Origin of the sequence: Planococcus faecalis (genome assembly GCF_002009235.1) — a bacterium.
Lineage (GTDB): Bacteria > Bacillota > Bacilli > Bacillales_A > Planococcaceae > Planococcus > Planococcus kocurii.
On record NZ_CP019401.1, the window covers coordinates 3306333 to 3321294 of the forward strand.

General features: G+C 41.9%; 15 protein-coding genes. 1 reads left to right on the forward strand and 14 read right to left on the reverse strand.

The features are described 5' to 3' along the window. Window positions 1–83 precede the first annotated feature (83 nt). The 7 genes from phnM to AJGP001_RS16440 all read right to left on the reverse strand — a co-directional run bounded on the left by phnM (window position 84) and on the right by AJGP001_RS16440 (window position 6053). Window positions 84–1265, reverse strand: a complete 1182-nt coding sequence (gene phnM / locus AJGP001_RS16410) for a phosphonate metabolism protein PhnM (protein WP_071152839.1) — start codon at window positions 1263–1265, stop codon at window positions 84–86. A 13-nt stretch (window positions 1266–1278) separates the two neighbouring features. Next, a complete protein-coding gene (locus AJGP001_RS16415) occupies window positions 1279–2118 on the reverse strand; it encodes an ATP-binding cassette domain-containing protein (RefSeq protein WP_058384033.1) in 840 nt (279 codons plus the stop codon). Then, window positions 2111–2977, reverse strand: a complete 867-nt coding sequence (locus AJGP001_RS16420; protein WP_071152840.1) for an alpha-D-ribose 1-methylphosphonate 5-phosphate C-P-lyase PhnJ — start codon at window positions 2975–2977, stop codon at window positions 2111–2113. Before AJGP001_RS16420 ends, AJGP001_RS16415 begins: the two co-directional genes overlap by 8 nt. Further along, entirely contained in the window at window positions 2967–4082 is a 1116-nt protein-coding gene (locus AJGP001_RS16425; protein ID WP_071152841.1) for a carbon-phosphorus lyase complex subunit PhnI, read from the reverse strand. The genes AJGP001_RS16420 and AJGP001_RS16425 overlap by 11 nt, the downstream gene beginning before the upstream one ends. Beyond that, on the reverse strand, window positions 4083–4679 hold the full coding sequence (phnH, locus tag AJGP001_RS16430; protein WP_071152842.1) for a phosphonate C-P lyase system protein PhnH: 597 nt from the start codon (window positions 4677–4679) through the stop codon (window positions 4083–4085). It lies immediately after the preceding gene. 37 nt (window positions 4680–4716) lie between these two features. Beyond that, window positions 4717–5139: a phosphonate C-P lyase system protein PhnG gene (phnG, locus tag AJGP001_RS16435; RefSeq protein WP_071152843.1), complete on the reverse strand. Its 423-nt coding sequence runs from the start codon at window positions 5137–5139 to the stop codon at window positions 4717–4719. 176 nt (window positions 5140–5315) lie between these two features. Then, window positions 5316–6053, reverse strand: coding sequence for a GntR family transcriptional regulator (locus AJGP001_RS16440; protein WP_342743356.1), 738 nt, complete (start codon window positions 6051–6053; stop codon window positions 5316–5318). Window positions 6054–6234: 181 nt separating this feature from the next. On the opposite strand from AJGP001_RS16440, the gene AJGP001_RS16445 reads away from it, so the two are divergent. Beyond that, a complete protein-coding gene (locus AJGP001_RS16445; protein WP_071152845.1) occupies window positions 6235–7272 on the forward strand; it encodes a PTS sugar transporter subunit IIC in 1038 nt (345 codons plus the stop codon). 57 nt (window positions 7273–7329) lie between these two features. Here AJGP001_RS16445 and pabB read toward each other — a convergent pair whose 3' ends face one another. The 7 genes from pabB to AJGP001_RS16485 form a co-directional block, all read right to left on the reverse strand. Next, window positions 7330–9099 (reverse strand): aminodeoxychorismate synthase component I, encoded by a 1770-nt coding sequence (gene pabB, locus AJGP001_RS16450; protein WP_071152846.1) that lies wholly within the window; start codon window positions 9097–9099, stop codon window positions 7330–7332. Next, window positions 9074–9697, reverse strand: a complete 624-nt coding sequence (locus AJGP001_RS16455; protein WP_071152847.1) for an anthranilate synthase component II — start codon at window positions 9695–9697, stop codon at window positions 9074–9076. Before AJGP001_RS16455 ends, pabB begins: the two co-directional genes overlap by 26 nt. A 252-nt stretch (window positions 9698–9949) precedes the next feature. Further along, window positions 9950–10297 carry a GNAT family N-acetyltransferase gene (locus AJGP001_RS16465; protein ID WP_071152849.1) on the reverse strand — a complete coding sequence of 116 codons (348 nt, stop codon included), beginning with the start codon at window positions 10295–10297 and terminating at the stop codon, window positions 9950–9952. 26 nt (window positions 10298–10323) lie between these two features. Next, the gene (locus AJGP001_RS16470; protein ID WP_071152850.1) at window positions 10324–10728 is read right to left on the reverse strand and encodes a DUF1259 domain-containing protein; all 405 of its coding nucleotides are present in this window, start codon (window positions 10726–10728) and stop codon (window positions 10324–10326) included. A 456-nt stretch (window positions 10729–11184) separates the two neighbouring features. Beyond that, window positions 11185–11637 (reverse strand): flavodoxin domain-containing protein, encoded by a 453-nt coding sequence (locus AJGP001_RS16475; RefSeq protein WP_071152851.1) that lies wholly within the window; start codon window positions 11635–11637, stop codon window positions 11185–11187. Continuing rightward, on the reverse strand, window positions 11618–12664 hold the full coding sequence (locus AJGP001_RS16480) for a ribonucleotide-diphosphate reductase subunit beta (RefSeq protein ID WP_071152852.1): 1047 nt from the start codon (window positions 12662–12664) through the stop codon (window positions 11618–11620). Before AJGP001_RS16480 ends, AJGP001_RS16475 begins: the two co-directional genes overlap by 20 nt. Before the next feature lie 12 nt (window positions 12665–12676). After that, window positions 12677–14962 carry a ribonucleoside-diphosphate reductase subunit alpha gene (locus tag AJGP001_RS16485; protein ID WP_078080779.1) on the reverse strand — a complete coding sequence of 762 codons (2286 nt, stop codon included), beginning with the start codon at window positions 14960–14962 and terminating at the stop codon, window positions 12677–12679.

Sequence of the window (14962 nt, forward strand, 5' to 3'; positions counted from 1 at the left end):
TCGTTAGACGTCGTCACATTCCGTTACTATGTGTAGAAACTTAGATTATGCCCGTCGAATCTACACGGGCGCTTGCGCTTTTCTTATTTAATTCGGTAGTTTGTTGTGGTGATCAATACGCCATTGACCATTGTGGTGGTTAGCATTGGGTAGCCGTCGTCCATTCGCTCGATTACTAGGAGGTCCGCTCTTTTTCCGACTTTAATGGAGCCTAGTTCATCGTCCATTTTCACTGCTTTTGCGGGATTCAAGGTAACCATCATGAACATCTCGTGTAAGTTGTTGCCATACTTCTCGTGAAGGTCAAAGACGGCGTGCAGCAGCGCGGGTGGGTAGTAATCGCTGCATAAAATGTCCATACACCCTTGGCTGATAGCTTCTGCAGCGGATAGGTTGCCTGAATGCGAGCCACCTAGCATGACGTTTGGAGCGCCGGCAATGGTATGAATGCCCAATTCTTTTGCTTTTGCCGCAACTTCTAGTGTGATGGGAAACTCGCTGATGGTTGTGCCAAAGCTTTTTACCAAATCGAGTTTTTTAATGTCATCGTCATCATGTGAAGCGACCGCGATTCCATGAGCCCGTGCAATATCTGCTACTTCTTTTATTTTTTGAGTTGTTAGGCATTCCATGCTTTGTCGCTCTGCAATAAGCACATTGACGTCTTCATCTGAAATGTCTCGGTAGCCCTTTAACGTTTCTCGGTAGACTTCTAGATTGCGGTACTGGCCTTGTCCGGGTGTGTGGTCCATAAATGACAGCAAGTGTACTTTGCCATCTTCAATGTTTTTCACCAACTGGTCTACTTCATCGATGTTGTCGATTTCAAAGCGTGCATGCAAACGGTGGCGAATTAAATGCAGTCGGTTATGCGTCGTTTCGATAGCATCTACCATTCGTTGGATGTTCGTAGGGTTGCGCATCGGCTTGTGTGAAAAAACATCTTCTTTATAGAACGATAACGAATGAAACATTGTCGTGATGCCATGGCTGATGAGAATTTTTTCCGCTTCTCGTAAACTAATATCAAAATCCATCATGCTTGTCGGACGCGGTGAAGCGATTGTTTCGATGTAATCAGAATGAATGTCGATAAAGCCGGGAGAGATGTATCCTCCGCGGGCATCGATCAGTCGGGCTTCTGGATAATCACCGATTTGCTCTTTAGGAATGATTGCTCGGATAAGTTCTCCTTCAACTACGACTACAAATCCTTCTAGTATCGTTTGCTCGGTTACGATTTTGCCGTTATGAATAATATACAAAGTATCGATCCTCCTAGAGTAGTGAGTACACAAGTTGCTGCGTGTATGCATGTTGTGGGTCTTCTAATACTTGATCGGTCAATCCTTGTTCGATAATTTCGCCATTTAGCATGACAATCGTTCGGTCTGCAAGCATGCGAATAACTGCCAAATCGTGTGACACAACGATCATGCTGATGCCAAGTTCCCGTTGTATTTTTTTAATTAAATCCAAAACATTAGCTTGTACAGATAAATCGAGACCGGTCGTCACTTCATCTAAAAATAGAATAGGAGGATTATTTGATAATGCTTTTGCAATTTGAACACGTTGCTGCATTCCTCCTGAAAAATTGCGTGGTTCTTCTTTCATGCGGTGGAGTGGAATATGGACATTATCAAGCAATCTTTTACTGATCATTTCCATTTCTCCAACATTTCGATTGCCTGCTGCAATTAGTTTTTCAGCAATATTTCCGACAGAAGAAAAATTCATTTTTAACCCATGGACTGGATTCTGATAAACCATTCCGTAGTCGTGGTTGCGAATGGAACGCTTTTGTTGAGAAGACAATTCAAATACATTGATACCAGCTAAAGCGGGTTTATCAATATACGCATTCCCTGACGCAACGTCAGTGTCAAAGTAAAGACATTGCATTAACGTTGATTTCCCGCTTCCGCTTTCTCCGACAATCCCTAGAATTTCGCCTGGGTATAAATCAAGAGATACATCGCGCACTGCATAAACTGTGCCACATTTCGCACAGAAATTTTTCTCTAATTGAGCGGCATCCAAATTGTCGCAATGGGGACAACCGGGTCCAAATTGTTTGCGTAGATTGCGGACTTTCAAAATGGGTTCTTCACGCATAGCTGCTCGTCACCCCGACTTTCTCTTTGCTGTTCAACTGATCCATACAATAACTCGTGTCGTTGCATTGGTAGACAGTTTCCCCTGTTTCTTGATCAATTAATTCATCTAAGAAAACGTCTCCTGTGCCGCAAAGACGGCATCCTTGTCCATTAAATGATTCGACAGCAAACGGATAATCATCAAATGCTAATGATTCGACAGCTGTATAAGGTGGAACGGCGTAAATTTTCTTTTCACGTCCCGCACCGAGTAAAATCAAGGCTTCTGAATGATGCATTTTAGGATTGTCAAAACGCGGAATCGGACTTGGTGCCATGACATAGCGTCCATTCACATAAACTGGATGATCTGCATAAGTTGCGGTTTTGCCGTATTTCACAATTTGCTCGAACAACATTAGCCAAGCTCCGCTATAATCATCTTCAGCATGCATGCGCTTTGTTTTGTATTCGCTTGCTTCAACAGGTCGCAAAGGTTCAGGTATAGGTACTTGAAGAATTAGGATTTGATCTTTTGTCAACGGCACTTCAGGGATTCGGTGGCGTGACTGAATCAAATCAGCATTTTCAGTTTGATCAGTGAGTTGAACACCTGTCGTTTCTTGAACGAGTTTTTTAATACTGACTGCATTGACTGACTCGTCAGCCCCTTGGTCGATGACTTTTAGTACATCCGATTGGCCGATTAAAGACAGCGTCAACTGCAGGCCGCCTGTTCCCCAACCACGTGCAATCGGCATTTCCCTTGAAGCGAAAGGTACTTGGTATCCCGGAATCGCCACAGCTTTCAATGTAGCTCGTCGAATCTCTTTTTTAGAACCTTCATCAAAAAAGGCAAAATGCGTATTAGCTCTCAACTGCCGTTCCCTCCTTTTTTACTTGGCGAATACTGTCTAGTTTAGATTGAAACGTGACGTAATGCGGTAATTTCAAATGAGAAATAAAACCAGTAGATTCTACTGAATCGATATGTAATAAGACGAACTCCTCGTCATGAGTTGGGAATTCGGTGTTTGGATGTTCTAGGCACTGATCTAGAATACTCATCGCAATCGCTTTGGTTTCGTTTTGGCCGTAACAAACACCGTAACCAATTTCAAATTCCAATGCATCTTCATTGTTGGTGTTTTTTACAGTGACCGGTACAAATGACTCTACTTCGGTTATGCGTATTTCACCGATATAAAATTGGTCTTCGGGGTCCAAATCCGTTTTGTTCGGATGAGCTGTATAAATTGGAACTTTTCCGACACGAACTTCGCCGACAGTCGGATGGACTTCTCCATATCCTCGTAACGATGCATATCCAAATGAAGTAACAGCTCCTGTTTGGCCCCGTGTCATTACTTGTAAACGGGCACTTCTCGTTGTTGGAAACTGCAAACTTTGTTTAGTAACATCAGTAGGTTGCGCATTATCCGGTTCGAATGTTTCGAACAAGCCTTCTTCACGTAGGTAGTCGACAACTTTTGGGAAATAGACAACCTCTTGTCCCGATTGGATGACTGACAAACTGTCTCGGTAATCTTGCAGCCACTTTCGATTAACTTCAGCGTTTTCTTCCATCATTCCGAAGTCCAACAAACGGTGTGTGTAATCGTACGTAGCACCTAACAATTGGCCACCGGGAACGTCTTTAAAGCTTGCCGATATTCGCCGTTCGACAAGCATCGTCTCAACTTCGACCGTCTCACTATAGTAATGACGCGGCAAAGTCGAACGATGCGCACGCATCAAGAAAACGGCTTCTTCCATACTGCCTTCACCTTGTTTGATAGCCAAAGCTGCTAGTTCTGGTGAGTACAGACTGCTTTCCGACATTACTTGATCCACCATACTGCCCATTGTCGACAAAATTGTCTTGATTTCCAAAATTTCTTGACCTTTTAATCGTTCGTACGTCAGGCGTTTAATCGAAGCATCAATCGCCTGAGTTCCACCTTTTACAGGAACATAGCCCATCTATTTCACCTCCATCGGAATTGCCGAAACGCTTCTCGGTATACAAGCGATTTGAGCCGCTTTGTCTGCAAAAATGAGATCGATGCCCATTGGATACTCTTTGATGCGACTGTCTCTCGTTTGCCAAAACTGATTGGATTGGTCGGTTTGTAAGTGAGCTTCTGTCCGTATTCCTGGTCCAGTCAACTGCAGGGGCCCTTCATTAACCAAATTCGCACTTTCAATGATCCAAGTTGCCGATTGATGCGGATCAATCAAATTACCGATTTTGCACTGTATCATCGCCTCTAAAATGTCTATTTCTTTATCTTCTTTTAAGACGATAATAAAATCGGCTGCTTGCACTGATGCAAAACGTGCTGAAGTATACTCAGAAATTTTACCGATTAAGTCTGTTCTATTTTTCGCTATTACATGAAATGTGACTTCAGCATCCAACAGTGCCATCGCACTCAAAATAAGTGCGTCCGTACAGCCAAAATCAACGTCCACATTTTTTGTTTGTTGTTTAATGGTAGAAATAGTTCCTGGTCGTGACATACTATGTACTATTTTTCGATAAACTTGCTGCAAGTCATGTATTCGATCAATCGCCATATTATCTCTCCTGCTCAGTTAGTTTTTAGGCTGTTGCTTAGACTTCCATCGTTTCGAAGTTAACTTTTGTTTTGAAAAGTTCAGCTTGTTGCTGGGCTTTGGCTTTGTTGATTTGCTGTTCTTCTTCTAGCAATCTTAGTTCCCAATCCTGCATTTCAGGAAGTTGCGCTTTAAAGGCTGCATCAATAATCGCCAAATATTCAGCGCGCAATTCGTCCATTCCGACTAATAGACCTGTCCCAATTTCTCCTGAAATTTCTACTTTTGCTTCTGTTATTAGGACTTCCCCCATATAAAACAAAGAGTTTTTAGCAGATTCTCTCATCTTCACCATAATCATTCCTTGTTCAGGAGCTGTTACTTCACGATATTCGTATTTATTTGTGACACTGGTTGCCATTTCTTTTGCCAATCTGCCATCGCCTTGAATAAGAATTTCTGTTCGTCTGCGCCTTTTCATGTTCACTGCCTCCTCGTCTGTAAGTTCATCGTAACTTGTCGCCAAGTGGCCGTGTTTTAAGCTGTCGTTAAGCTTTTGTAAAGGCGCTTAACAATTGGACAACCCAAAAAGCAGGTAGAGGAAACTGAATCGTTTTCTCTACCTGCTTTTATTACGTATGAGAGGGTGTGACTTGTTTAATTCATCGTAATATCGTATGTAAATTTATCACTGCGATACAAAATTTTCGTATGCTCAAGCACTTTACCCGTCTTTTCATCAATACAGTCATTCTCTACTAACAAAAGAGGCACCATGCTTTTACAAAGCAGAAGCTGTTGCTCTGCCGAAGTTGGAAAAGAGATGCTTAATAAGGTGTTGCTGTCGACAAATTCGCTATAGCCATGTTGTCGATAGTACGCAAACATTGAACGAATATGAGGTCCTTCTGTTGCTATTTCAGAAAATATTTTCTCACTGACAAAAGAATGATGAATAGCAATGGGCTGTCCACCGATTATCCGAATTCTTGAAACCTTGTAGACCTTGTCTGTTGATTCACACTCCAACAAATTGTAAATTTTTTCTTCGTACGGAGCTTCTTCACAACGAATAAGACGCGTCTTCAAATCATAACCAGCTTGTTGCATTTTTTCAGTAAAACTCACTTTTCCGGTTAAATGCAACTTGATCAGCGTAGACTTTTCTTTTAAAAATCTTCCTTTGCCTTGTTTTGAAAAGATAAAACCACGTTCTTCTAGCTTAGTCAACGCTGCGCGGACAGTCATACGGGGCACGCCATACCAATTCGCTAGTTCGTTTTCTGAAGGCAATTTTTCACCAGCAACAAATTTTTTTAATGTGATTTTTTCCATTAATTCATCTAAAATTTGCGTCTCTTTATTAACCGAAATAAATACCCCTCCCTTTTCTATCTACTTTCACTATGGTCATTATACGCTATTTTCAATTTTAGTTAGTTTACTGTCTTTTATTCTGTCCAATTAAATACTTTCGTACACCAACGCGTTAATTCACTAAATTTTCATTGCTTTATACTCTAGCATTCATTATAGTAGTAACATAATTTAACTAAGCAAGGTAGGAGTTGCAGAGATGAAAGAGTTTATGAGTAAACTGTTGAATGGTGTAAGTATTGGCGTGGTCGTAGCCCTAATTCCCAACGCATTATTAGGCGAGATTTTAAAGCTATTGATCCCGCACTTTCCTCCATTGCAGCATTTGTTTGATATTACAATTTTCACCATGAGCTTATTGCCCGTAACAGTTGGCGTCATGGTTGGTATTTCTTTTAAATTAACTCCAATTCAAACAGCAAGTGTCGGCCTTGCAGCTATGGTTGGTAGCGGTGTCGTCGAAAAAACGGCAGAAGGCGTTATGACGTTAAATGGGATTGGCATTGTCGTCAATATTGCCATTACAGCGGCATTGGCAGTGTTGTTTGTCCAATTAATCGGCGATAAACTAAAAGCGTACGCGATTCTATTAATGCCTACTTTAAGTATTATGATTCCCGGAATGATTGGTTATTTATTGCTACCAATGATGAAACAATCGACTGGGTTGATCGGCTCACTGGTTGCGCATACTACTTCTTTGCAGCCCATAGTCATGGGGGCTATTATTGCAATGATTTTTTGCGTTGTCATTCTACTCCCGGTATCCACCGTTGGGATTGCTACAGTTATCATGCTATCTGGTGTCGGGGCAGGCGCTGCAAATTTGGGGATCGTGGCAGCAGGGATCGGCTTGGCTATTTCGAGCTATAAAGCCAATTCTCTAGGAACCGCACTCGTGCACGTACTCGGGTCTCCGAAAATTCAAATGAAAAACTTTTTAATGAAACCACAAATCGCCATACCCATGGTCATTACAGCTGCTGTTCTAGGCGCTTTGGCCGGCATCTTGAACATACAAGGCACTCCTTATAGTGCCGGTTTTGGATTGTCTGGTCTCGTTGGTCCATTGAATTACATAAACCTAGCAGAAGGTGGTTGGAGTGGCCGTAATGTTGCAGTCATGCTCAGTACATTTCTAGTACTTCCAGTCATTTTGAATGTTGGTTTGCTGTACATCTTCACACGTAAGCTGAAAATAATTAAAGCTGATGATTACAAAATTGATTTTGAATAAAAATGAAAAAGCCCAGCGAGAGAATTTTTCTCGGCTGGGCTTTTTCATATTCACACGCTACAGCGTCAAACTAGTTACATCGTGGTCATTTACTAGCTCTACAGCTAGCCATCCTCGTACACTATTGACCAACCACAAAGCGTCGCAGTCAGCCAGTTCTTCTTTAGTTATCATTTTTTCTTCGATAACTTGCCGGTCTACCAATTGCTGTCGAAATGTTCCTGCTAACAAGCCGCAAGAAACCGGAGGCGTAAAAAACTTACCGTTTTTTTCGAGCACTGCGTTCCCAATCGTAAATTCTGTAATCTGCTGCTGTTCATTCCATAAAATGGTCGAAAATATTCCTTCTGGTAGTTTTCCAGACGCCTGCTCGTATACATCACGATGCGTCGTTTTGTGGAATAAAAACGGATCACGACTATCTACCGCGCGAGGCGCCCAGATGCACTTGACTGGTTGAGCGATGGGTATTATGTTTTGTGCTTGCAGCTCTATTTGACCGTCTTTATCCACTAGCAACCGAATTTTGTATAACCCTACTGCATGTTTCTCTGCAAGTCTCCCTAATTCACTTTCGATTTTCTGAATATTTCCCGGGAAATGAAAATATTCTGCGGAATCTTTAAGACGAGCTAAATGATACGGCAGCAATGGATAATTTCCGTCTTCTAGTTTCAAGGATTCTAACAAATGAAACACAGGCCTTTTCGCTGTTAGCACTTGTGCCTTTGTATGAAGTTCTTGAAATTCCCCTTCAGAAGTTGAATCCCATGTAATACCCCCACCCACTCCGAAACGCGCAGTATCTCTTTCCCGGTCGATGACAACGGTTCGAATTGGCACATTAAAGACGGCTTGTTTTTCAGGCGTTATAAATCCGATAGCGCCACAATATACTTCTCGTGGTGTTTGTTCTAAATCAGCTATGTATTTCATCGTGCTAATTTTAGGTGCACCGGTAATCGAACCACATGGAAATAAGGCTTGAAACCAGTTTAAAATTGTCGCTGTTTCATCTAGTTCCGCTTGAACTGTAGATGTTAACTGATGAACTGTTGGATACGTTTCTACTGTAAACAGTGCCTCTGTTTTGACTGTTCCTTTTTTAGCTAATCGGCTCATATCGTTTCGAAGCAAATCGACAATCATTAAATTCTCAGCCTGTTCTTTTTCAGAACTTACTAATGCCTTTACGTGCTCGTTATCTTCATGTGTCGTGCGACCTCTTGATGCTGTGCCTTTCATTGGTTTAGCAGTAATTTTGCCTCCCTGCACTTTAAAAAACAGTTCTGGAGACGCGGAAAGTACACGGAACCTGCCGAGGTTTAAATAGGCCCCGTAATCTGCTTGTTGGTTTCTCGCTAGTTGACGATAAAATGCCAAATCGTTCCCTGTGAACTTTGCAGACAGCCGTTCTGTGTAATTTACTTGGTACGTGTCACCTCTTTCAATTGCCTGCTTGATTTGCTGAATGCCTGTTTTGTAGTGATCGATAGAGCTCGTCATGTTCCATTCTGAAACAGCATATGTTTGTAGTTCTTCAACAGGTGCATATTGTTGGGGTTCATTGAAAATGCCAAACCAAACGAGTGGCATTTCTCCTTGTGACTGCACGCGCATTTCGGGGTGAAAAGCTGGAGCTGCTTCATAAGAAACATAGCCCGCTGCGTAAAATCCATCTCCGACTGCCTTCTCTACCTTATCCATAATTGTTGGCACTTCTGCTAATACAGCTGTTTCGAAGATGCTTACTGGCTCACTAAAAAAAAGCGGTTCAATTTCGCCTGCTTCATTTCGAAACTCATACAATAGGTGAGGGTTTGACATTTCCAGCACCTCCCTTATTATTTTCTTTCCACCACTTCGCAAGTTCATAGCAATTTTTCAGCATGGCAAAGCCTTCAGCTGTTAAAATCGATTCTGGATGAAACTGGATGCCTTCAACCGGCATGCTTTGGTGCCGAACGGCCATGACTGCTCCGTCTTCTGAACGTGCGGTCACGACTAAACAGGTAGGAAGAGGTTCTTGTGCTACTAGTGAATGATAGCGAGTGACAGCTGTTGGATTGGTTATTCCTTTAAACAATCCGCCTTCATCATGCGTTAAGATGGAAACTTTCCCGTGCATTGGCCGACTTCCTTTTACAACCTGTCCTCCAAAATGTTCAATAATAGTTTGATGGCCAAGGCAAACACCTAGTATTGGGATCTGTCCACTTAGCTCTGTCAATACAGCTTGACTCGCGCCAGTTGCAGTCGGACGTCCAGGTCCAGGTGACAGTACAATGAGGTCCGGCGCGAGATTTTCTAGTCGTGTTACAGTAAGTTCGTCATTTTGAAAAACGATTACAGCGTCGTCCAACTGCTCAAAATAATGAACGAGATTATAAGTAAATGAATCTTGGTTATCGATGATGATAATCACGGGCACACCTCTTAACTCTACTTTAGTGAATCGTTTCGCTATTTTTATTATACGCTGTGAAAAGCGTTTGATGGAAATTTATCCATAGCAAATACAAGAGTTTGAGCAATGTCTTTGCGACGAATTTAGCGTAGTGATGTTTGCCCTTTTCCGCCCCCGTTCCAATTAGCCTGCTTTTACTAGGGCTACAAAATAAAAATTGATGGAGGAAAACCAATCATTTTTCTCCATCAATCTATTTTGAAACCCCCTTTATGCGCTGCATTTCGTCATAAAATTCTTTGTTTCTTTAGAAGGTTTTGCTTGGCGGTTCCCCATTACTCTTCCGACAGATACTATCATTTCATGACCAATACCTTCTCCTCGAAATGAAGGAAGCACGGAAATATGCTGGACTGTGAAAAACTCGTCGTCTTCTACGTGAATACCAATAATGCCCACATAGTAATTGTCTGCTTTCCAGAAGAAAAGTTGCCAATTCGGACGCTCGTTGTATAGCGCCATCGTCTTTTTCAACTGTTTCACATTTCGCTCTTGGGGCATGTATGCTAGCAAACCCATTGCAATTTTTTCATGCGATTTTCTATATCTGTGAATCACCAATACCCCCCTCTTTCGCTAGTCCTTCAAACTAAAGAATTTTGTTGAATGGCATCGAGAGCAGTTGCTAGTCTCCTAGCAAAATCTTCAGGTGGTTCTTCTGACGACAAGTAAACGCAGATGATGTCCGGATTCGTATCCACACGATGCTGATAAGTCGTTGGCAATGGAATCGGATATTGATGAAGCGCATTGATAAACGAATCTAGCTCGCTTGGCAGCAAAAAAATCTCTGCCTGATTGAGTGCATCTCCATTTTCTTGTACATGTTTAAAAGAAATATCGTGATCTAACGTACAACTAAAATTTTTATTATGAGAAACAATATTGATTGTTCTTTTTCTTTTAACTAAACATTCTCCTGCCTGCAACTCTACCTCTGCATTCATCAGCATACCTACTCGTTCAGCTAATTGTTGCAATTGCTTCATCCAGCTCACCCTCTCTATTTTTTGCACAAACTTATCTATCCTTTTGGAAAAGAAATGTAGACAGAAAAACGCCGAAAAGAACCGTACGATTCTCTTCGGCGTTGTTTACAGCACTATTGTCTGTTACATCCAGCCAAATCATTAACGATATATATGATTACATTTATAGACATCTATGGAGTAGATTTTTTTGACGGGAACGCCGAATTTCCGTACTTTTTAATCTGCTCTCTCGTATAGGTGTATCTGGCATCTTAAAATACAGCAAATAAAAGTTCACAACAAAAAGTTCCAACGTTTTATACGACTGGAAGTAGAGAGAATTTACATTTTCGCTCTTTTATCTTCTATACCCTGTTTCCGAAAAGTAAACACTTTTCGGAAAATAAAAAAACCCTAAATGGCTCACATTAAAAGTGGCTATCGTTTAGGGGCTAGTTCACTATCTGGGTTTTGTCATTTAGTAGATTGAATCAGCTCAGCTAATTTTTCACAGCGAATAAAGTCACGCGGCTGCGGTGTCAATTCTACTTTCAAACTGGCAACTAGTGTTGTCTTTACGTACAGCATGTCTCGAAAACGATCGACTGCTCCACAAAACTCTGCGAAAAAACTATCGCCTGTCCCGAAAACCGCCGTTTGTAATTCTTTGTGTTCTAGTTTTTCAATCGCATGATATAAATCGCGCAGTTCTCCAGGAATTTCACCACTTCCCCACGTATACGTTCCAATTAACAGCGTATCGAAATCCGACAAGGCTGCTAGTGGAAAATCTTCTATTTTGTATAGCTCGGTATGAAGTCCTTGTTGCAAAATAGCTGCTTGTAGCATCTCTGCTAGTTGTTCTGTGTTGCCGGTAACAGAAGCATAGACAATCGCCAGTTTCGGCTTATAGCTCGTCAAAACCATTCGACTGCGACACTTTCGTATACGTGCGTGATTTCTGTTCAAAGAAATCCGATTTTGTGTCGTTCATCATGTCATCACCAAATACGTGAATCCAAGGCATCGGATTGCTGCGTTCTTCGTATAAATTATCTAGTCCTAGCTGACGCAGACGCTTATTGGCCAAATACTCAACGTAGCCCTCAAACTCAACCAAATCCAAGCCCTCAATATCAGCCAAAATGTAATGCGCCCATTCTTTTTCTAGCTGTACTGCTTTGTCGATCGTTGTATAAATATATTGAATGTTTTCATCTGTATGCAATTCCGGATTTTCTGTCAGCATAATGCGGATAAATTGCGCGATAAAATAGGCATGCTGCATTTCGTCGCGTTGAATATAGCTAATCATCGTACTGGTTTTTAGCATTTTTTGCTGACGCGCCAAATGGTAGAAAAACGCAAAGCCAGCATAAAAATAAATGCCTTCGAGATTGATGGAATTGACGCTCAGCTTAAATAAGTTTTGCGGCGTTGGATTTTGTCGAAATTCCTCGTATGCGTCTAATATCAATTCATTTCGTTTCTGAACAACCGGATCGCTTTTCGCTTGATCGAAGCGTGCGTTTTGTTCGCTTACGGATACCAGTGAACTCAATATATACGAATATGACTCCGTGTGTACCGCTTCTTGCTGAGAAATGACGGCAAAAATGGCTTTGAAGCTCGAATCGGTCACATAATCCATTGCTTGACTCATTGTTGGTGTTTGCAAGCTGTCGAGTGACGCTAATTGCGTGTTGATCCGTAAAAAGACATCCTTTTCTACATCGCTCAAGCTATCCCATTGCTTGATGTCGTCTTGCATATTAATTTCTTGTGCTTTCCAGAAGTTAGCAAGCAATGCTTGATACAAATCATACATTTGCGGATAAGCAATGTCGTTCCAGTTTAACAGCCCCGAAGACTGGCCGTTCAACACGCCAGTCGATTTGTTTGGGTGCTCCGGATTTAATAATTTAATCTTTGTTAACGGTTCATGTATGGTCATGATCATTCTCCTTTAGCTTTGGCATGCTTCGCATTCTTCGATTTCTGCCTGAGACGTACTGCGGACATAGTAAGTCGTTTTTAAGTTTTGCTTCCATGCTTCTAAATGTAATTCCAACAACTCTTTTGCTTTAATCGTGTGCGGCACATAAAAGTTAAAGCTAATCGATTGATCAATATGGCGTTGACGCGCTGCATTTTGTCGAATGCTCCATTTTTGGTCCAATACGTGACGCGAACGACGATAATAATCATACGTGTTGTGATCCAAGTCTGGTGCAGTCACTTTAAATTTGAAATTCTTTTTCTCTTCTGCGTATTCCACTGCGTATAGCGGATCAATGCCGTCTGTTGAACCACCAATTTTCGCAGTTGATGAGTTAGGTGCAACAGCCATCATCCAGCCATTTCGAACTCCTGTTGTTGCCACTTGCTGTTGCAAGTCATTCCACCGCTCACTTGTGTAGTTGCGACGTTCAAAATACTCGCCTGTGTGCCATTCAGAACCTAAAAACTGACTGAACGCGCCTTTTTCTTCTGCTAGTTGCATAGAAGCACGTATCGTTTGATAAGCAATTTCCTCGTAAAGCTTATCGGCAAACTCAACCGCTTTTTCACTTTCCCAATGGATGCCTTCAAGTGCAAGTAAGTGGTGCCATCCGAACGTTCCTAAACCAATTGCGCGGTATTTTTTATTTGTTGCTTCAGCTTGTCCTACTGAAATCGTATTCAAGTCAATGACATTATCAAGCATGCGTGTTTGAATCGGCACTAAACGCGCTAATACGTCCGCTCCAACCGCTCTTGGCAAGTTGATCGATGACAAATTACAAACCACAAAATCGCCTGGTTTGCGGATCATGACGAGGTTGCCGTCTTCATCAGTATATTCTTTAACAATAGTAGTAGCTGACATATTTTGCATAATTTCTGTACATAAGTTACTGCAATAAATCGATGTCAGCCCGCGACCTCTTGTGTGCTTGTTCGGGTTTTGACGATTGACTTCGTCACGGTAAAACATATACGGTGTGCCAGTTTCTAGCTGAGACACCATGATGCGCGCCATAATCTCCATTGCGCGGTAAGTTTTACGCGGCAACAACGGATGATCAACTGCTTCTTGGTATTTTTCGCTAAAGTATTTGGTGTCTTTTTCATCGTAAAAATCTTCAAGTCCTAAGGCATTGCCATTTGCGTCTTTCCAACCCATCACTTGCTTAACTTGGTGCGGACAAAACGTATGCCACTCGCCAATACTGCGTCCGTTTTCGTCTTTTTCTTGCAAACGCTCCATAAACAAATCTGGAAGTGACACACCTGTGAAAATATCATGTGCTTTACGGCGCTCATCGCCATTATTGGTTTTCAAATCCAAGAAGCCATTCATAATGTCTTTATGGAAGACATCTAAGTAAATCGCGACAGCTCCTTGACGCTGACCTAATTGATCCACACTGACCGCCGTATCGTTAAGCAAGCGAATCCACGGTACAACGCCTGAGGAATTGCCTTTGAATTTTTTAATGTCTGAGCCTAACGCTCTTACTTTGCCGTAATAAATGCCGATGCCCCCACCATCTTTACTAAGACGCGCGATATCCCAGTTGTTTAAGTAAATGCCGTCTAAAGAATCGTCTACCGTATCGATAAAGCACGAAGACAATTGCCCAAAACTTTTACCTGCATTCGATAAAGTTGGAGTCGCAACGGTCATATACAAATGACTCATCGCCCAATACGCTTCTTTAACAAGCTCTAATCGACGCTCTTGCGGCTCATTTTGCATCAACGTCATGGCAATAACTAAAAAGCGCTCTTGCGGGAGTTCAAACAACTGCCCTTCATAGTCTTTTGCCAAATAACGATCTGCCAGTAAAAACAAACCGATGTAGTTAAATAGCAAATCCCGACTCGGCTCGATTTCTTGACCTATTTCTGTAATCTCCTCTTGTGAATAAGAAGCTAAGAGCTCTTTTGAGTAGATCCCGACTTGTGTTAATACTTTGATTAACTTATAAAAGTCACCATATTTTTCAGTAGCGGAATAATTGCGGCTGCTTGCGGCTTTCTTATACAAATCACTGACATACAACTCTGCCGCTACGTAAGTCCAGTCTGGCTCGTCCATGGTGATACGATTTAATGCATAAAGTAAGGATTGCTCGCCTTTTGCTTGTTCAGCGAGTTTTGCTGCTCGCTCTAGTAGCTCGCGCGTATCTAGTCCATAAACCTCAGTTGCTCGCTTGAGCGCTTTTTCTACTGCGTCCATTTCTGTTGTATCTGTTTTCATATTCAT